At 68.0% G+C, this 17799-nt stretch carries 14 protein-coding genes; 4 read left to right on the top strand and 10 right to left on the bottom strand.

The features are described 5' to 3' along the window. Positions 1-5 precede the first annotated feature (5 nt). Complete coding sequence (gene oleD / locus ASD77_RS05040; RefSeq protein WP_055938208.1) at positions 6-1007, bottom strand: 2-alkyl-3-oxoalkanoate reductase; 1002 nt, start codon at positions 1005-1007, stop codon at positions 6-8. Further along, positions 1004-2647: an olefin beta-lactone synthetase gene (gene oleC, locus ASD77_RS05045; protein WP_055938211.1), complete on the bottom strand. Its 1644-nt coding sequence runs from the start codon at positions 2645-2647 to the stop codon at positions 1004-1006. Before oleC ends, oleD begins: the two co-directional genes overlap by 4 nt. Before the next feature lie 92 nt (positions 2648-2739). On the opposite strand from oleC, the gene ASD77_RS05050 reads away from it, so the two are divergent. Further along, the gene (locus ASD77_RS05050) at positions 2740-3120 is read left to right on the top strand and encodes a YkgJ family cysteine cluster protein (protein WP_055938214.1); all 381 of its coding nucleotides are present in this window, start codon (positions 2740-2742) and stop codon (positions 3118-3120) included. A gap of 174 nt (positions 3121-3294) precedes the next feature. Here the strand turns inward: ASD77_RS05050 and ASD77_RS05055 are convergent, their stop codons facing one another. The 4 genes from ASD77_RS05055 to ASD77_RS05070 all read right to left on the bottom strand — a co-directional run bounded on the left by ASD77_RS05055 (position 3295) and on the right by ASD77_RS05070 (position 8761). Next, positions 3295-4185 carry an alpha/beta fold hydrolase gene (locus ASD77_RS05055; RefSeq protein ID WP_055938217.1) on the bottom strand — a complete coding sequence of 297 codons (891 nt, stop codon included), beginning with the start codon at positions 4183-4185 and terminating at the stop codon, positions 3295-3297. A 67-nt stretch (positions 4186-4252) separates the two neighbouring features. Further along, positions 4253-5269, bottom strand: a complete 1017-nt coding sequence (locus ASD77_RS05060; protein WP_055938221.1) for a 3-oxoacyl-ACP synthase III — start codon at positions 5267-5269, stop codon at positions 4253-4255. Positions 5270-5392: 123 nt separating this feature from the next. Beyond that, positions 5393-5713, bottom strand: a complete 321-nt coding sequence (locus ASD77_RS05065) for a DUF4156 domain-containing protein (RefSeq protein WP_055938224.1) — start codon at positions 5711-5713, stop codon at positions 5393-5395. Between the two features lie 180 nt (positions 5714-5893). Continuing rightward, the gene (locus ASD77_RS05070) at positions 5894-8761 is read right to left on the bottom strand and encodes a pitrilysin family protein (protein ID WP_055938226.1); all 2868 of its coding nucleotides are present in this window, start codon (positions 8759-8761) and stop codon (positions 5894-5896) included. Between the two features lie 140 nt (positions 8762-8901). On the opposite strand from ASD77_RS05070, the gene ASD77_RS05075 reads away from it, so the two are divergent. From ASD77_RS05075 to trmL, 3 genes are all read left to right on the top strand, one after another. Beyond that, on the top strand, positions 8902-9606 hold the full coding sequence (locus ASD77_RS05075) for an SDR family oxidoreductase (protein ID WP_055938228.1): 705 nt from the start codon (positions 8902-8904) through the stop codon (positions 9604-9606). 394 nt (positions 9607-10000) lie between these two features. Then, a complete protein-coding gene (locus tag ASD77_RS05080; protein ID WP_162247591.1) occupies positions 10001-10387 on the top strand; it encodes a hypothetical protein in 387 nt (128 codons plus the stop codon). A 110-nt stretch (positions 10388-10497) separates the two neighbouring features. Next, positions 10498-10977, top strand: a complete 480-nt coding sequence (trmL, locus tag ASD77_RS05085; RefSeq protein ID WP_055941072.1) for a tRNA (uridine(34)/cytosine(34)/5-carboxymethylaminomethyluridine(34)-2'-O)-methyltransferase TrmL — start codon at positions 10498-10500, stop codon at positions 10975-10977. Between the two features lie 191 nt (positions 10978-11168). Here the strand turns inward: trmL and ASD77_RS05090 are convergent, their stop codons facing one another. The 4 genes from ASD77_RS05090 to ASD77_RS05105 all read right to left on the bottom strand — a co-directional run bounded on the left by ASD77_RS05090 (position 11169) and on the right by ASD77_RS05105 (position 17676). Beyond that, positions 11169-12434 carry an FAD-dependent oxidoreductase gene (locus ASD77_RS05090; protein ID WP_162247592.1) on the bottom strand — a complete coding sequence of 422 codons (1266 nt, stop codon included), beginning with the start codon at positions 12432-12434 and terminating at the stop codon, positions 11169-11171. After that, a complete protein-coding gene (locus ASD77_RS05095) occupies positions 12431-13138 on the bottom strand; it encodes a M15 family metallopeptidase (protein ID WP_055938236.1) in 708 nt (235 codons plus the stop codon). The genes ASD77_RS05090 and ASD77_RS05095 overlap by 4 nt, the downstream gene beginning before the upstream one ends. Before the next feature lies 1 nt (position 13139). Then, positions 13140-14684 carry a serine hydrolase gene (locus ASD77_RS05100; RefSeq protein WP_055938239.1) on the bottom strand — a complete coding sequence of 515 codons (1545 nt, stop codon included), beginning with the start codon at positions 14682-14684 and terminating at the stop codon, positions 13140-13142. 112 nt (positions 14685-14796) lie between these two features. Then, complete coding sequence (locus ASD77_RS05105; protein ID WP_055941074.1) at positions 14797-17676, bottom strand: TonB-dependent receptor; 2880 nt, start codon at positions 17674-17676, stop codon at positions 14797-14799. Positions 17677-17799: the final 123 nt, after the last annotated feature.

Consider the following 17799-nt stretch of genomic DNA (forward strand, 5'->3'; position numbering starts at 1 on the left):
CGGTTTTACACGGGATGGTCGCGCAGCCAAGCGCGCAGTCGCTCGAAGCCTTCCTCCATCGACACCTGCGGCACATAGCCGAAATCGCGGCCTGCCGGTGCCATGTCGTACCAGTGTGCGGTGCTCAGCTGTTCGGCGAGGAAGCGCGTCATCGGCGGTTCGCCCTTCAGCGGCAGTACGGTCCACAAGGTCTCGCAGACCGCGCCGATGCGGTAGGCCGCCTTGAAGGACAGGTGCTTGTCCACGCGCGGCGCACCGGCCGACTGCAGCAGCGCATCCAGCAGCCTGCGCATCGGCCAGGGCTCGCCGTTGGAGATGAAGTAGGCCTTGCCGGCGCAGGCCGCACCCGGCGCGAGATGATCGAAGGCGTCGAAGTGCGCCTGCGCGGCGTTGTCGATGTAGGTGGTGTCCACCCGGTTCTCGCCGCTGCCGACGATGCGCAGCCGTCCGGCGCGCGCGCGCGACACCAGCCGCGGCAGGATCTGGTGGTCGCCCGGACCCCAGATCAGCCGCGGGCGCAGCGCCACCGTCGCCAGTGCGGCGTCGTTGGCGGCCAGCACCGCCTTCTCCGCGATCATCTTGGTGGTGGCGTACGGCGCCTTGAAGCCTTCGCCGTACGGCACGTCGGCGGCGCTGCCGCCTTCCACCGGGTTCGTGGCGCGGTGGGTGACGCTGGGCGTCGAGGTGTAGACCAGACGGCCGATGCCGTGCCTGCGGCAGGCATCCAGCACGTTCTGCGTGCCGACCACGTTGGCGTCGTGGTAGCTCTTGTAGCTGCCCCACGCACCGGCCTTGGCGGCGTTGTGGAAGATGGCATCGACGCCCTGCGCCGCATGCATCACCGCATGGCCATCGGCGAGGTCGCCCTGCACCTGCCCTACGCCGAGCTCGCGCAGTACCGGGTAGTGTGCGCGGTTGAAGCTGATGACCTGATGCCCGCGCTCGACCAGTCCGCGGCAGAGCGCCTGTCCCAGGAAACCACCGCCGCCGGTGACGAGGATCTTCATGCGGGTTGCTCCAGCTGGTTTGTCGCCCACGCGGCCAGCCTCTCGCGGCCGATCTTGGCGTTGTGGCGGATGTCGACCGGGAAACCCGGGTGCGGCAGGTAGGCGGTGATGGGCGCGGTGTGCGGATGGCGCGCGGCGATGGCGCGCAGCCCGGTTTCCAGCTGCGCCCGATCGACGCTGGCGCCGGGCTGCAGTTCGTAGCACAGCACCGGCTGCTGACGACCGGGTTCGCCGATGCCGACCAGCGCGGTGCGACGCACCTGCGGATGGGTGTTGAAGACGGGTTCGACCTGCTCGGTGTAGAGCGGGCCGTCGGCGGTTTCCACACGCTGCGTCTTGCGGCCGCAGAACCACAGGCGGCCGTTGCCGTCGAACCAGCCGACATCGCCCATGCGGTGCACGGTGCGCTCGCCGCCATCGGGCAGCGCCTCGCGGATCTTGGCCAGGCGGGTGGCGGCATCGCGGCGGAAGTAGGTGTCGGTGGCGGTGGGACCGGCGACGGTGATTTCGCCGACCTCGCCATCCTTCAGTAGCTCGACCTCGGCCCAGTCGGCGATGGCGTCATCAGTGATGCGGATGATGCGGACCTCGTTCGGCGGTACCGCGCGACCGACGCAGGTGCCGGCGCCGGCTTCGGTCTGCGCACGCGTGGCTTCCAGCTCGCGGCCTTCGACCACCGCGACCGGCAGGCACTCGGTGGCGCCGTACGGCGTCCAGAACTGCGCTTCGTCCGGCAGCAGCGTGCGGATCTTCGCCACCACGTCCGGCGGCACCGGCGCACCGGCGGAGGTCACGCGCTGCACGGTCGGCAGCGGCTGGCCGTGGTCGGCCAGCACCTTCATCAGCGCCGGCGAACCGAACAGCTGGGTGACGCCGAAGCGTGCGATGGCGGCATGCAGTTTTTCGGGATCGGCGCTGGCCGGGCGCGTGGGATCCATGTCGGGGATCACCGAGGTCAGCCCGAGCGCGGGATCGAACAGTGCGAACGGCGGGAACGTCGGCAGGTCGACGCCACCGGGTTGCAGGCCGAAGGCGTTGCGCAGCAGCTCGATCTGGGCGACGAAATGGCGATGGCGGTACACCACCCCCTTCGGCACGCCGGTGGAGCCACTGGTGAACAGAATGCCGGCGATATCGTCGGGCGCGGTGTCGGCCAGCTGGGGACCCGCACCGGCACCACGCGCCTCGATCTTCGCCAGCGTGGTGCCGCCCCAGGCCCAGCGCGTGCCGACGGTGACGATCTTCTCCGCCGATCCCGCCCAGCCCAGCACACGGCGCGCGAACTGTGCCAGCGGGATGCCGATGAACGCGGCGGGTTCGGCTTCATCCAGGCACTGCTTCAGCGCACGCCGGTCGATGCCCGGATCGACCAGCACCGGCACGGCGCCGGCCTTGAACAGCGCGAACATCAGCAGGAAGAACTCCGGCGTCGGCCGCACCATCACCACCGTGCGCGCGCCACGGCCGATGCCGTACGCGCCCAGGCCGGCGGCGATGGCGTCGCTGCGCGCGTCCAGCTGCGCGTAGGTGAGCTCGCGGGTGTAGTGGCCTGCGCCATCGGGGCAGCGCATGGCCACGCGGTCGGGCTGGTCGCGGGCCAGCCGGGGAAGGCTGGCGGCGATGTTGCACGGATCGGTCATGCGGCCATTGTCGCCGCTGGACGGTACTTGCGTCAGCCGCCGGCGCAGGCAGAATGCGCGTCCCGCCCGCGCCCTGACGCCCGCCCACGCCGATGCACCCCTGCCTGACCTGCGGCGCCTGCTGCGCCCATTTCCGCGTCAGCTTCCACTGGAGCGAGGCGGATCCCGAGCAGGGCGGCGTGGTGCCGATCGCACTGACAGAGCCGCTGCGCGTGCACGAGCGGGTGATGCGTGGCACCTCGCAGAAGGACCCACGCTGCGTGGCGCTGGACGCCGACATCGGCCACTACAGCCGCTGCACCATCCACGACCGGCGGCCCTCGGTCTGCGCGCTGGTGCCGGCGTCGCTGGAGTTCGGCGAGCGCAGCGCGCAGTGCGACAAGGCGCGGCTGGCGCACGGCCTGCCGCTGCTGGTGGAGGCGGACTGGGTTGGCGTGGTGGACGCCGAGAAGAATCCGTTACCTGAGCTTTAAGCCTTCTCCCCTTGCGGGAGAAGGTGGCGCGCAGCGCCGGATGAGGGATGCGAGCGCAGCGAGCCGCTCGGACATCCGTCAAATAAAGCAACGGCAAGAGCGCCCCTCATCCGCCTTCGGCACCTTCTCCCCGCTGGCGCAGGGAGAAGGGATCAGCCCCGTGAGGAGAAAGGTTCAACCCAGCGGATGGCGATCCAGGAAGTCGCGGATCAGCGGCACCAGGATCTCGTGCTTGTCTTCCAGCACGTAGTGGCCGGCATCTTCGTACGCATGCACTTCGGCGTTCGGCAGCGCGGCGCGGAAGCCGTCGAGGAAGTGCTTGTCGAACACGAAGTCCTGCAGGCCCCAACCCAGAAACACCGGGCGGTCCGCGAACGACGGCAGGGCCTTGCCTGACGCCTCCAGCAGCGGCCACGCCTTGTCCTGCGGGCCCAGCGGAATGTCCTGCATGAAGCGGATGGTGGAGATGCGATTCGCCCAGGTGTCGTACGGCGCCACGTAGGCGCGGCGCACGTCGGCCGGCATGCGGCGCTTCACGCCGATCCAGGAGGCGCCGGCAGAGAACGCATTGAAGCCGCGGACGATCCACTCGCCCACGGTCCAGTCGCGGCCCAGCGCGATCCGCCACGGCATCTTCTTCGCGGCCGGCATCGGGAACGCAGCGGTGTTGGTGACCACCAGCCGCTTCACCTGCGCGGCATGCGAGAGCGCCCAGCCGAAGCCGATCATGCCGCCCCAGTCGTGCACCGCCAGCGTCACCGGGCCGGTAATGCCGAGATGCTCCAGCAGCGCGGCGACGTCGTCGACGCGCGACTGCAGCGTGTACTCATAGCGGCTGTCGTCCGGCTTGTCGGACAGGCCCATGCCGATGTGGTCGGGCACGATACAGCGATAGCGATCCGACAGCCCGGCCACCAGCGTGCGCCAGTAATAGCTCCACGACGGATTGCCGTGCAGCATCACCACCACCTCGCCGTCGCGCGGACCTTCGTCGAGGTAGTTCATCGACAGGCCGGGGCGCACTTCGAAGCGCTTCGGATGGGAGGGATAGCAGGGAAGGTTCATCGCGCGTCGCCGCCGTCAAAGAAAAGGGCCGGCGAACCGGCCCCTGGAATGCGAATGCCGGGTGGGCTTACCACTCCACCTCGGCCATCGTGCAGTTCAGACCGGAGCCGATGCCGAGCAGGGCGATGCGGTCGCCCTTCTTCAGCTTGCCCAGTTCCTTCAGCTTGCTCAGCACGATCGGCACGCTGGCCGGGCCGATGTTGCCGTGCTCGGTGAAGATGGTCATGACCTTCTTGGGGTCGATGCCGAAGGACTTCACGAACGCCTGCGTGTGCGGACGGCTGACCTGGTGGATGACGAACTGGTCCAGTTCGTCCACCGCCCAGCCCAGCGCGATCTTGGCGGCGGCGAAGGTCTTGGTGGCCAGCTTCATGCCCTCGATCAGCAGCATGCGGGTGTCGGTGACCATGCGGTCCAGGTTGCCGCGGCAGAGCTTGTTCCACTCGGTCGCCGAGCGGGTCACGCCGCCCTTGTAGCGCGGCGCCTCGGGGGCCAGCGCGCGGCGGGTCAGCACCATCGCCACCGCACCGCAGCCCAGCGTTAGCGCGGCCAGCTCGTCGCGGAACTGCTGCTCGGTCACGTCGGGGGCGTTGAGGCGCTCGATGGTCTTCTCATAGACCAGGTTGGCGGTCTCGCCGTCGACGACCAGGGCGTAATCGATCTCCTCGCGCTCCAGCATGCGGGCGGCGATGTCCATGCCATTGATGAAGGCCAGGCAGGCATTGGCGACGTCGAAGGTCTGGCAGTGGTCGCTGACGCCCAGGTTGCCGCAGACGATGCTGGCCGTGGACGGCTCCAGGTAGTCGCGGCTGACCGAGGTGTTGACCACCAGGCCGACCTTGTCGGCACCGATGCCGGCGTCAAGCAGGGCCTTGCGCGCGGCCATCGTGGCGGCGTCGGAGGCCTGCGTATCAGCGTCCCACAAGCGGCGGGAATGCACGCCGGCCACATCGTTCAGGACGTCGGTCTTGATGCCCAGGCGGTCGAGCGTGGGCTGCAGGCGGGCGTTGATTTCGGCCGACGTCAGCGTGTGCGGCGCATCGATATGCGCCAGTCCCGCGATGGAGACATTCTGGAAGAGCATCGAGGTTAGCGCCAAGGCTCAGGCGAGGGGGCCGACAAGGGTAACGGCTTCCCGCCTTCACCGCATCTTTACGGGCACGCAGCGTCAGCCCGGCCCGGCGTTAAGTGTGACTTGATTCACACTTTATCGGCCGCAGCGATAGGCCGCGAACCGTTGTTCCCCGTTGGCCGGATCGCCCAGGGCCTGCAGCGTATTGGCCTGAAGTCCCGGGGCTTCGTTGCGGGCCAGCGTTTCCAGCTCATCGCGTACCCGCAGGGTGTTGCGTTCATAGAACGCCACGCTGTCCTTGACCGAAACCGACACTTCGCCGCGCTTTTCGCAACCGGCGGGTGCGGCACCCGGCGCCACCACGCGCACGTCCCGGGCACTCGGTGCCAGGTGCACCCAGGTGCAGGCGGACAACAGGAGGGGGGAGACGACGGCAGCCAGCAGGACGAGACGCATCGGGGTCACCTTGGAGTGTGAGTCGCGGCCATTCTGGCCGATGCCTTATGAATCGATCCGGGCCGCAGGCTAGCCCTGCTCCCCGCCACGTGCGGGGAACAGGGGCCGGCCCGCGAGAACCCGGGGCGCCTTGCGGCGTGCCCGGCGCCCTGTCCTTCGATTCACCGCAGGGAGCGCGGCTTACTTCTTCTTGATGTTGCCGTCGACATCCAGCTCGACCGCCTCGCCCAGCTGCAGCGCGCGGACCGATTCGCCGACCTTGGACAGGTCGCCGACCACCACCCAGGTCAGCGCGGACGGCGACAGCGTGGCCGCGGCCTTGGCGACATCGGCGGCGCCGATGGCCTCGTTGCGGGCCTTGTACTGCACGATGTAGTCGTCCGGCCGGCCATAGCGCTGGTTGGAGGCGATCTGGCCGAGCACGGCGGCCGCGGTTTCGTACGCACCCGGCAGTTCCAGCGTGTTGGCGGCGCGGATCTTGGCGATCTCGTCCGGCTTGGCGGGGGCCTGGCCGGTGGCGAACTCGCTGATTTCCTTCTGCAGCTCCTTCATCGAATCGGCAGTGCGGTCGCTCTGCACCGCGGCGCTGGCCCACCACGGACGCTGGCCGAGCGTATTGCGGGCACCGCTGTAGGAGCCGTAGGCCCAGTGCTTGTTCTCGCGCAGGTTCATGTTGAGGCGCGAGCTGAACTGCCCGCCCAGCACGCCGTTGGCGAAGTCGAAGTCGATGGTGCCCGCGTCACCGGTAGGCGGTACCAGCTGCGCGGCGTAGACGTTCGACTGGATGGCGCCCGGCTGGTCGATCAGGAACACGCGCGGCTTGGCGGGATTGGCCACCGTCGGCACGGCCGCAGGCTTGGGTGCGTTGGGTGCGGCCTTCCAGTCGCCCAGGCGCGCTTCCAGCAGCGGGATGATCTGCCCCAGCGTGGTATCGCCGACGACGGTGATGCGCGCCTGCGACGGCTGCAGCCAGTCGCGGTGGAAGGCAACCAGGTCGTCCCGGGTCAGCGACGCGATGGAGGCTTCGGTGCCCGAGCCGGTGAACGGAATCGCGTACGGGTGGCCGGCGCCGTACAGCAGTGGCGGCAGCGTGCGCAGCGCGGCGGTCTGCGGGCGTGCTTTTTCCTGCTTGATGCCGGCGATCCAGGTGGCGCGCACGCGCTCGATTTCCGCCGCGGCGAAGGTCGGGCGACGCAGCACGTCGGCGAGCAGGTCCAGCGAGGGCGCCAGCTTGTCGGTCAGGGCGGACAGCCCGACCGAGGCCGAATCCAGGCCGGCGCCGGTGGTCAGCTCGGCACCCAGGGCTTCCTTGCGGGCGGCAAAATCCAGCGCGCCGTACTCACCGGCGCCTTCGTCCATCATCTGCAGCGCGAAGCTGGCGGTACCGAGTTTCTTGCCGACGTCGGCGGCGTAACCGCCGGGGAATTCGACGTTGATCTGCACCACCGGGGTCTCGTGGCGCTCGGCCAGCGTGACCTGCATACCATTGGACAGCGTGGCGCGCTGCACGGCCGGAAACTTCAGGTCGGGGAAGGTGGTGGTCTTCGGCACGCCGGCGCTGCGGTCGACCGTGCTGGCGATCGTCTTGAACTTCGGATCCACCTTCGGGGTAGCGGCCGGCGTGGTGGCCGGTGCTGCGAACACGGTTTCCGGCAATGCCGACGCCGGGGTCTCGCTCGGCTGCACCAGGATGGTGTGCGACCCGCCGCTCAGCCACTTCTTCGCCGCCGCCTGCACCTCGGCCGGCGTGGCGCTGGCGTAGATGGCCAGGTCGTCCTTGTAGCAATCCGGCTTGCTCTGGTAGACGGCGCACGAGGCCAGCACGTCGGACTTGCCGCCGAAGCCGCCGATGCGCTCGATGCCGCGCACGAAACCGGCCACGCCCGAAACACGGGCGCGCTCCAGCTCCTCGGCCGTCGGGCCCTGCGTGATCAGGCGCTTCAGCTCTTCGTCCAGCGCGGCCTCGACCTTGGCCGGGTCGACGCCTTCCTTGACCGTGGACATCAGGAAGAACGTACCGCTGATCTCGCTGCTCCACTGGTAGGCGGTCGCCTGGTCGGCGATCTTGTCCCCGTGCACCAGCCGCGTGTCGAAGCGCGAGGCCGCGCTGCCACCGAGCACCTGCGCGAACAGGTCCAGCAGCGTGGCGTCCTTGGTGCCCATTTCGGCCACCGGCCAAGCGCGGTAGACCCGCACCTGCGGCACGCGGTCGGGGATGGTTTCGCGGGTGTCCTTGGCGTGCGTCGGGATGTTCGTCTTCATGTCCGCCAGCGTGGCGCTGGCCGGGATGTCGCCGAAGTAGCGGGCGACCTTCTCCTTGGCGGTGGCGACGTCGATGTCGCCGGCCAGCACCAGCACCGCATTGTTGGGGCCGTACCAGCTGCGGAACCAGGTCTTCACGTCGTCCAGCGTGGCGGCGTCGAGGTCGGCCATCGAGCCGATGGTCTGCCAGCTGTAAGGATGTCCGGCCGGATACAGCGCCTCGAACATGCGCGCGCTGATGCGGCGGCCGTAGGGCTGGTTCTCGCCCTGGCGCTTCTCGTTCTGGACTACGCCGCGCTGCTCGTCGAGCGCCTTCTGGTCGATCGCGCCCAGCAGGTGGCCCATGCGGTCGGACTCCATCCACAGCGCCATGTCCAGCGCCGTGGTGGGCACGTTCTGGAAGTAGTTGGTGCGGTCCTGGTTGGTGGTGCCGTTCTGGTCGGTGGCGCCGACCAGCTCGAACGGGGTGAAGAACTCGCCGTCGTGGTTTTCGCTGCCCTGGAACATCAGGTGTTCGAACAGGTGGGCGAAGCCGGTACGGCCCGGGGTCTCGTTCTTGCTGCCCACGTGGTACCAGATATTGACCGCCACGATCGGCGCCTTGCGGTCGGTGTGCACGATCACCCGCAAGCCGTTGGGCAGGGTGAACTCTTCATACGGGATCACGATGTCCGCACCGGCGGCCGGCTTCGCATACGTGGAAGCCGGGGCGTACGCCAGGCCCCCGAGGGCGGCGGACAGGGCGACAGCGAGCAGGGCGGCGCGGGGCCGGCGGGAAACGGACATGGACACTCCTTGATACTGAATGGGCCTGCAGAACCCCCGATCCTAGCCGCCGCCGGTGGTCATTACACTAGGCCACAAGGCATGACCGACGGCATGGGCGCCGCCGTGCCGATGCCCCCGACCCCTGCGTGGAGGCGAACATGGACCGCAAGCACTGCCTGGTGACCGGGGCCAATCGCGGCCTGGGCCTGGAACTGGCCTCGCAGCTGCTGGCCCGCCGGTGGCATGTGGTGGCGACCTGCCGCCATCCCGGCAAGGCGACGGCGCTGAACCGGCTGGCCGCCGAACACCCGGGCCGCCTGCACGTGCTGCCACTGGACGTGGCCGATGCCCGCAGCCGCGATGCGTTGCTGCGCGAGCTGCCCCTGGTCACCGATGAGCAGCCGCTGCACTTGCTGGTGAACAATGCCGGCGTACTGCGCGGGGGCGAACGCTTCGGCCAGGTCGCCGCCGCCGACCTCGACGGCAGTTTCCACACCCACGCCGCAGGACCGTTCCTGCTGACGCAGTCACTGGCGCCCCAGCTTGCCGATAGCGCCGTGGTGGCCAACATCTCCTCCGAGATCGGCTCGATCGCCTTGCGGCAGGAATTCCGCACACCCAGCTATGCCATCGGCAAGGCGGCACAGAACATGGTGACCTCGCTGCTGTCGCAGGCGCTGGCATCGCGAGGCATCAAGGTCGTGGCCCTGCATCCCGGCTGGGTGCGCACCGACATGGGCGGCGACAACGCCGCCCTCTCCGTGGCGGAATCCGTCAGCGGCCTGCTGCGGGTGATCGACCACCTGACGCCTGCGGACAGCGGGCGCTTCCTCGACTGGCAGGGCGACCCGCTGCCCTGGTGAAGCTGAACGTTCGCTGCGCCTCTCCCTGCGCAGCGCAACGCTTCCGAGTTGAACGGCATCCAAACCCCTACGTACCGGAATGACCGGACGTGGGGCGAAGCGGCGTGTTCGAGGTCACATCGGATGCCCCGGCACGTCCCGGTTCACGCAGGACGGACAGCCGTACGGACAGCGACCCCGGACAGCGGACACGCAGGAAGCACCACGAAACACAAGCGAATCAACTACTTAAGACTGGCACGGTTTCTGCGTAACCCATAACAAGAACGCGCAGCACCCCACTCAAACTGACTGAAGCCTGAATCAACTCACCAAAACAGCAGGTTTTGCTTGATCACTGCGTTTAGGTGTACTACCTTACTACCACACCACCCAACAACATCACTACAGAGGCATGACAATGAACGCCAAGAACCTCCTCCCGCTGACCGCCGCCGCCGTGTTCGCCCTGTGCGCCGGTGCCATGGTCGTCTCCGCCACCCACGCCGACAACCCGCAGGGCGCCGTGGCGCAGGCTGAACGCATCGTCGACCTGCCGACCGTCACCGTGACGCCGGACGCCGCGGACCTGGCCCACTACAACCTCTACAAGGACGCCAGGATCGTCGACCTGGCCACGATCACCGTAACCCCGGCGGCCGAAGACCTGGCCCAGTTCATCGCCCAGCAGGCGGTCCGCGTGGTCGACATGCCGGTGGTCACCGTGCGTCCCTCGGCCGAGGACATGCAGCAGATCGCGGTGCAGGCGGGCGTGCTGGCCGGCCAGCTGGCTTCGCGCTGAGTCGCAGGCGGTACACGTTCCCCCTGCGTCGTCACGCAAGCCGGCGGCGGCCGGAGTTCCACCGCATCACCCGCCCGTGAGGCCATGCAGCGCCGCGTAGAATGCGCGCCATGACCGACACCCTGGACATCGACGTCCTGCTGTACCAGCCGGAAATTCCCCCGAATACCGGCAATGCCATCCGCCTCTGCGCGAACACCGGCGCGCGGCTGCACCTGATCGAACCGCTCGGGTTCGCATTGGAAGACAAGCAGCTCAAGCGCGCCGGCCTGGATTACCACGAATACGCCACGCTGCAGGTCCACGCTTCGCTCGATGCGGCCCTGCAGCGCATCCGCCCCCGGCGCGTGTTCGCCCTCAGCACCCGCGGCACCGTCCGCCACGACCGGCCCGCCTACCAGCCGGGCGACGCCTTCCTGTTCGGCCCCGAAACGCGCGGCCTGCCGCAGGAGGTGCTGGACGGCCTGCCGGACGACCAGCGCATCCGTCTGCCGATGCGCCCGGACAACCGCAGCCTCAATCTGTCGAACACGGTCGCCGTGGTGGTGTTCGAAGCGTGGCGGCAGGCGGGGTTCGTCGGCGGCGCGTGACGCGCAGTCGCCCTTGTGGGAGCGACGTCAGTCGCGAACGCGAACCCGAAGACGCCGTGTAAGCGGCTGAGCGCCGATCAGGGTGAAGAAGGCTTCCTCATCGCAGTGAACGCCCGTCCTGAGCGAGACGCACTGATCACCGAGCCGTGCGATCGCGACTCACGTCGCTCCCACACCCATCACCACGCCGCTCACCCGAACCGCGCCAGCGCGTACGGCGCCAGCGGAATCTCCGTCGGCTCGCCCGCCATCATCTGATCGATCAATCTGCCGGTCACCGGCCCCTGCGTCAGTCCCAAGTGGCCGTGGCCGGTGGCGACGAAGATGCCTTCACCCGGCACACGATCGATGATCGGCAGCGAGTCAGGCGTGCACGGCCGGTTGCCGGCCCACTCGGAGACGGGTTCGCCGGTGATGCCGGGAAACAGCGTGCGCGCTTCCGGGTCGAGCCGGTGGATCAGCGCATAGTGCGGATCGCGGCCGAGCGCGGTCAGTTCCTTGATGCTGGTCATGCGGATGCCCGTCTGCATCGGCGACACCACCATGTAACGCTCGGCCCACAGCGTGGGGCGCTGCACCACGGACGCGGAGTGCGGATACATCAGGTGGTAGCCGCGCGCCGGGATCACCGGGATCTTCAGGCCGAACGGCCGCAGCAGCGCGTTGCTCCATGCTCCGGCGGCCACGACGACGCGACCGGCGTGAACCGGGCCGCGGTCCGTCTCCACCCGATAGCCATCGCCTTGCCGCACGATCGCCGACACGCGCGCGATCAGCGCGTCCGCGCCGCGCGCGACCAGATCATCGAACAGGCGCCGGCAGAACGCGCCTGGATCGCGCATCGCCAGCGATTCGCGCTGGAACACCGCGCGCTGGAAGCCCTGGCCGATGCCAGGCTCCAGCTCGCGAAGCTGGGCCGCATCCAGCACGTCGAACGCCACCCCGCGCTCGCGCATCAGTCCGCGTTCCCACTCGCCCTTCGCGAACGTCGCGTCCTCGCTGTAGACATGCAGATACCCGGTATGTGCGATCAGTCCGCTCGCGCCGATCCGTTCGCCCAGGTCCAGCCAGGCGCCACGCGAGGCGGTGTTGATCGCATTCAACGCATCGATGATCGGCAGCACATGCTGCAGCCGGCCCTGGTTGAGGAACTGCAGCAGCCAGCGCGCGTACGACGGGCTGACGCCCCAGTCCAGCTTCAGCGGCGCCAGCGGGTTGGCCAGCATGCGCAGCGCCTTCACGACGATGCCCGGCGTGGACTGCGGCATCACGTTGCCGACCGAGATGGAGCCGGCGTTGCCGAACGAGGTCTCGCCGGCGGGGCCCTTGGCATCGATCAGCGTGCAGGACAGCCCGCGATCGATCAGGTGGTGCGCCGTCGACAGACCGACGATGCCGCTGCCGATCACCGCGACATCGCAGATCCGCGGCGAGAGGGGAGAAGGGGAAGCGCTCATCGGATCGGAACGTCGTAGGCGGTGCGGGGAGTGGGTTCGGGACGAAAGGTGAAGTGCCACCATTCCATCGCATAGTTCTGGAAACCGTGCCGCGCCATCGCCTGCACCAGCTGCTCGCGGTGGCGCCGCTGTTCGTCGGTGAGGGACGCATGCGCGGTGTTGGCGCGCGGATCGAAGAAGTCGAATGGCGTGCCCATGTCCAGTTCAACGCAGTCGCCGTCGGCGCAACGCACCAGTGTCACGTCCAGCGTCGCGCCCCGGCTGTGCCCGGACGTCTCGGCGATGTAGCCGTCCAGCAGGCTCGCCTTTTCGAGGTTCGGATAGTACGCGGCCTTGGTGCGCTGGTCGGCCGGATCGCGCGCCCAGCGGACGAAGTGCTGCACCGCGCGGACCGGGCGATAGCAATCGAACACCTTCAGCGACAGACCCTCGCGCTGCACGTCCTGCTGCACGCCCGCCAGCGCCTGTGCGACCGGCGCCAGCAACAGGCATTTCGGTGCCTCGTAGCCGGTGACGGGCGCGCCGACGAAGTTGTCCGCACCGGCATAGCGGATGTCCTGCTTCAATCCCGGCACGACGCTGGCGGCGTCGACGAGGTCCACCTCGGCCGCGGCCTGCGCAGGAGAGACCTGCACGCCTGGCGACGACGCGCAGGCACCCAGCCAGGGCAACGCGCACACCAACAGCAGCCAGGCACCGCGCATGTCAGCGGCAGGCCTGCGTGCGGTGGAAGTCGAGGTCGGCATAGTCGTAGCTGAAGTCGGCGTCGGGATCGACATGCGACAGTGTAAGTCCGGCGTCGCCGCCCGCCTTCGCCGCCGCGAAGTGCAGCCACGGCTCCGCATCCACACTGTCATCGTCCCAGTCCACCAGCCACTGCTCGCCTACCTGCATCAACGTGCCGCTGAGCATCGGCGAGCGTGCGGCGAGGAAACGGACGCGATCGCCATCGGGACACAACGCCACGTCACCGAACCACGGGTCGCGATAGTGTCCGGTCCATCCCGACAGCGATCGCACGCTGGCGGTTTCGCGGGCGCTCGTATCCGGCTTGGGCCTGGCGGCCTGATCGCCAGCGTTTTCCCGATCCAGCAGATCGGCGTAGTGCGCCACCGTGGGCGATGACTGCGGTGCGGTGAACTGCTTGGTCAGCACCTGCCCCAGTACCGTGCGCGCGGCTTCGCCTTCGCCATTGATGAGGATGACGATGCCGGCGCGCTGGTCGGGCAACAGGATGACCGACGAGTACATGCCCGCGAGGGTGCCTGTGTGCGCGACCTTCCATGCGCCGTCGACATCCGACAGGCGCCAGCCATATCCGTACGCCGAGAAATAGCTGTTGTCCCAAGCGCGCATCCGCGCGCTCACCGGCATCGGCATGTGGGCCGTCCAGACAGCCTTGCGCTGCGCCGGCGACAGCCATGCGGGGGACGCGTCCGGCGACAGCCACATGCGCATCCAGACGAGCATGTCGTCGAGGCTGCAGCGGATGCCGCCGGCCGCCATGGAGGTGACATTGGGAACGATCTCGCCGTCCTCCCGGATGACGTGGTTTCCCTGCGGCGTTCGCATGTGCGGCTGAGCGACGTTGCCGATCTCGGCAGACTTCCACTCGCCCACCTGGCAGCGCGACAGGCCGAGCGGCTGAAACAGTTCGCGCGTCACCAGCGCCTCGTACGATGCGCCGCCGGCGGCGGCCGCGACTTCGCCGGCCACCACGTACAGCAGGTTGTCGTAGGCATAGGTCGAGCGGAAGCTGTGGGCAGGCTTGAGGTGTTGCAGGCCGGCAATGATGTCGTCGCGGGTGAACCGGTTGGGCTCCGGCCACAGCATCAGGTCGCCCGCTCCCAGGCCGAGCCCGCTGTTGTGGATCAGCAGGTCGCGCACCTGCATCTGCTGGGTGACCCACGGGTCGTGCATGCGGAACTGCGGCAGATGCTTGGTGACCGGGTCGTCCCACTTCAGCTTGCCGGCATCGACCAGGCGCGCCAGCACGCCTGCGGTCATCGCCTTGCTGTTGGAGGCGATCTTGAACAGTGTGGCGTTGTCGATCCTGTCGCCGCCGCCAGCCTTCAGCTCACCAAGGGTGCGCGTGTAGACGACCTCGCCATCGCGGATGACGCCCACCGCCAGACCGGGCAGCTGGTAGCGGTCGAACGTCTGCTGCACGGCCGTGTCGAACGTGTCGGTGTCGGGCGCCGCGTACGCGGTGGGCGACGACAGCGCAAGCAGGACAAGAAGACGCTTCATGGCATGGCTCGGTGTTCTGCGCGACGGCAGGCGCGGGCGCCCGCAAGCAGGAGGGCCGCCGCCGAATGCCGGCGACGGCCCTGACGTCCGGGCGATCCGAGGGCGGATCAGGTCAGTCGAACTTGTACTCGACCATCAGCGCGAACGAGCGGCCGCGCGGATCGGCGACACGCGGTTCCCACGCCGCGCCCGAGGCGAAGTCGTTCTGGTGGGCGGTGAACGGGGGATCCTCGTTGAGCAGATTGCGGACGACGAGGGTGAACTTGGCGTTCTCCAGGCCGGTCCAGCCCACGCTGTAGTTGTAGGTGATGTAGTCGTCCACATCCGGATTCCAGTCTTCCGGAATGAAGCTCCCGTTCCGCACACTGACCGGCAGCTCGTCCTTGTAGCCGTCGCGGTAGATCTGGGTCAGCGTGTGCGACCAGTCGCCCTTGGCCCAGCTGAAGCCGAGCGTGTGCTTCCACTTCAGCGGCAGGCTGTAGTAGCGCACGTACTCGCCCACCAGGTTGTTGCCGTAGGGCGAGCTCTCCAGCGCCTTCTCCTGGAAGCTGTCGATGTAGCTGCCATTGAGGTTGAGGCGCCACATGCCGCCGGCCAGTTCGCCGGTGAGGTTGGCATCCACTTCCACGCCGCTGATCAGGGTGCCGCCCGAGTTGATGAAGCGACGGTCGATCGCCACCACTTCGCCGCTGGCATCGCGGATCCAGTTGTCGACGAAGAGGTCGTAGTTGGAGATCAGCGTGGCCTGATTGGGTGTGCGGATGGTGTTGGTCCGCTCGATCTCCCACCAGTCGAGGCTGATGTTGAACCAGTCGCTCGGCGCGAACACCACGCCGAAGCTCTTCTGATCCGACGTTTCCGGTTGCAGGTCGGCCTTGCCGCCGGTGAGGATGGCGGGCTGGATGGCTTCGCAGCCCGGCACGGCGGGGTTCGCTGCGCCGGAAGGACAGGTTGCCGGATCGGCCAGGTCGAAGCCGGTGTACGGACTTTCCGTAACGCCACTGAACAGCTTGGTGAACTCCGGCACCTTGAAGCCTTCGCTGATGGCGCCACGGAAGGCCAGCGAATCGATGGGCTGCCACTTGAACGAGAACTTCGGGTTGATCGTGCTGCCGAAACCGTCGTAATCGTCGCGGCGTACCGCCAGGCTCACTTCCAGGCTGTCGAACACCGGCAGGAAGGCTTCGGCATAGACCGCCTTGACGTCGCGCGACACCTTGGGCAGGTTATTGGTGGCATCGAACGGCGCACCGAAGATGTAGCTGTTGTCCAGCACGATGCCATCCGCGGTCGAACCGAACTCGAACTCTTCGCGACGCAGGTCGACACCGACCGCCGCCATCACTTCGCCGCCCCACAGGTTGAAACCCAGGCCGCCGGAGAATGCCGCATCCAGCGTGGTGACGGTGGATTCGCCGCCGTACAGGCGGACGCCCGCCGCGGATGCGGCCTGCAAGGCCGCCACACCCGCCGGATCATGCTGCTGGCCGGGCATCAGGAAGGGATTGAGCAGACCGCTGCCCAGCACCGCCTTGAAGGCGGGCGTGAAGTAGTAGCCGCTGCCCAGCACCGACTCGGCCTCGCTCGATGCACGCGACAGGCCCACATCGTAGTCCCAGCTGCCGATGGTGCCGTCCACGCCCACCAGGAAGCGGTACGCCTTGGTGGTGGTCTCGATCTGGCGTGGACCGCAGACCTCGCACCGCCAGCGGTAGGGAATCGGGCGGCCATAGACCAGGTTGGCAGGACCGAAGTAACTGGCCAGCGCGTTGTAGATCATGTTGTAGGTCGCGGTGGTGTTCCCGTTCAACGGGTACCACGTGCTCGGTCCCAGCGCCGATGCCGCTGTCGATGTGCTCGACGTGATCTGCTGCGCCTCGAACTGGCGGTTGGACTCGGAGCGCGACGCCATCGCTTCGGCGTAGAAGCGGTGGTTGTCGCTGATCTTGAAGGTGGCACGACCCAGCGCCTGCATGCTTTCCTGCGGCTGCTGCATGACCTGCGCGGCCGGGTAGTCCCAGGCGCAGGCGTACTTGGAATTCGCCACGCCCCACAGGCGGTAGGCATACGGGCCCATCAGGTCGCCGCCGGCTTCGCAGCCGGCCGCGCCCGGCAGGTTCAGGATGTTGATGAGTCCCTGGTTGCCGCCGCCGGCCGGGTCCACGAGGCTGCCGGTAATGATGCCACCAGCGATGTTGGTGACGGTGGCGAACGGCGTGCCGCGCGTATCCGGCGACAGGCCACGCTCGGGCTGGAAGGTGTTGGAGAAGTCGCGATCCGTGCCCAGCAGGATCTCGTTCTCGCGATAGTTCATCGTGCCCCAGACGTTCCAGCCGTCCGTGTCGATGTCGCCCATGCCACCCAGCACGCTGTAGGTGTAGATGTTGCCGCCACCTTCCTGGGTGATGTCGAAACCGGCGTTGACGGTGATGCCCTGGTAGTCGCTGCGGGTGATGAAGTTGATCACGCCACCGATGGCGTCGGTGCCGTACACCGCCGAGGCGCCGTCACGCAGCACTTCGACGCGGTCGATGGCGGCGAACGGGATCGAGTTCAGGTCGACCGCCTGGCCACGCAGGCCATGGGTGGCGACGCGACGACCATTGAGCAGCACCAGCGTGGCATCGGCGCCTTGGCCGCGCAGATTGGCGCCGGACACGCCGTTGTTGCCGCGCAGGTCCGCCGGCGCGATGCCGGCATTGGAGGCCAGGCTGTCCGAGCCGTTGCTGGCGATGTTCAGGAACTGCAGCAGTTGCTCGGCCGAGGTGATGCCCTGCGCTTCGATCTCGGCCTTCTGGATGATGGTGATCGGCAGCGCCGCTTCCACGTCGGTGCGCTTGATGCGCGAGCCGGTGACGGTCACCGTGTCCAGGGTGCGGGCGCCGGTGGCCGGGGCCTCTTCCTGCGCGAACACCACGCCCGGAATGGCCAGTCCCAGCAGGATGGCGGTGGCGAGATGGGTGGGCCTGGGCGAACGGCGTCGAGCGGACATGCGGATCTCCTCTGAAGTCTGGAACGCGCGGTGCGCGCGACGGATGTACTGCACTGCGATGCGCTCGACGCGCCGTTCCGGGTGCGACACCTTCGCTTGCGCAGGACGGCGTCGCTATCGTTC

This window comes from Pseudoxanthomonas sp. Root65, assembly GCF_001427635.1.
In the GTDB taxonomy this organism is placed as follows: Bacteria; Pseudomonadota; Gammaproteobacteria; order Xanthomonadales; family Xanthomonadaceae; genus Pseudoxanthomonas_A.

Coding starts and splice junctions, on each gene's coding strand:
- oleD (WP_055938208.1), bottom strand. CDS start 1,007: ATGAAGATCCTCGTCACCGGCGGCGGTGGTTTCCTGGGACAGGCGCTC.
- oleC (WP_055938211.1), bottom strand. CDS start 2,647: ATGACCGATCCGTGCAACATCGCCGCCAGCCTTCCCCGGCTGGCCCGC.
- ASD77_RS05050 (WP_055938214.1), top strand. CDS start 2,740: ATGCACCCCTGCCTGACCTGCGGCGCCTGCTGCGCCCATTTCCGCGTC.
- ASD77_RS05055 (WP_055938217.1), bottom strand. CDS start 4,185: ATGAACCTTCCCTGCTATCCCTCCCATCCGAAGCGCTTCGAAGTGCGC.
- ASD77_RS05060 (WP_055938221.1), bottom strand. CDS start 5,269: ATGCTCTTCCAGAATGTCTCCATCGCGGGACTGGCGCATATCGATGCG.
- ASD77_RS05065 (WP_055938224.1), bottom strand. CDS start 5,713: ATGCGTCTCGTCCTGCTGGCTGCCGTCGTCTCCCCCCTCCTGTTGTCC.
- ASD77_RS05070 (WP_055938226.1), bottom strand. CDS start 8,761: ATGTCCGTTTCCCGCCGGCCCCGCGCCGCCCTGCTCGCTGTCGCCCTG.
- ASD77_RS05075 (WP_055938228.1), top strand. CDS start 8,902: ATGGACCGCAAGCACTGCCTGGTGACCGGGGCCAATCGCGGCCTGGGC.
- ASD77_RS05080 (WP_162247591.1), top strand. CDS start 10,001: ATGACAATGAACGCCAAGAACCTCCTCCCGCTGACCGCCGCCGCCGTG.
- trmL (WP_055941072.1), top strand. CDS start 10,498: ATGACCGACACCCTGGACATCGACGTCCTGCTGTACCAGCCGGAAATT.
- ASD77_RS05090 (WP_162247592.1), bottom strand. CDS start 12,434: ATGAGCGCTTCCCCTTCTCCCCTCTCGCCGCGGATCTGCGATGTCGCG.
- ASD77_RS05095 (WP_055938236.1), bottom strand. CDS start 13,138: ATGCGCGGTGCCTGGCTGCTGTTGGTGTGCGCGTTGCCCTGGCTGGGT.
- ASD77_RS05100 (WP_055938239.1), bottom strand. CDS start 14,684: ATGAAGCGTCTTCTTGTCCTGCTTGCGCTGTCGTCGCCCACCGCGTAC.
- ASD77_RS05105 (WP_055941074.1), bottom strand. CDS start 17,676: ATGTCCGCTCGACGCCGTTCGCCCAGGCCCACCCATCTCGCCACCGCC.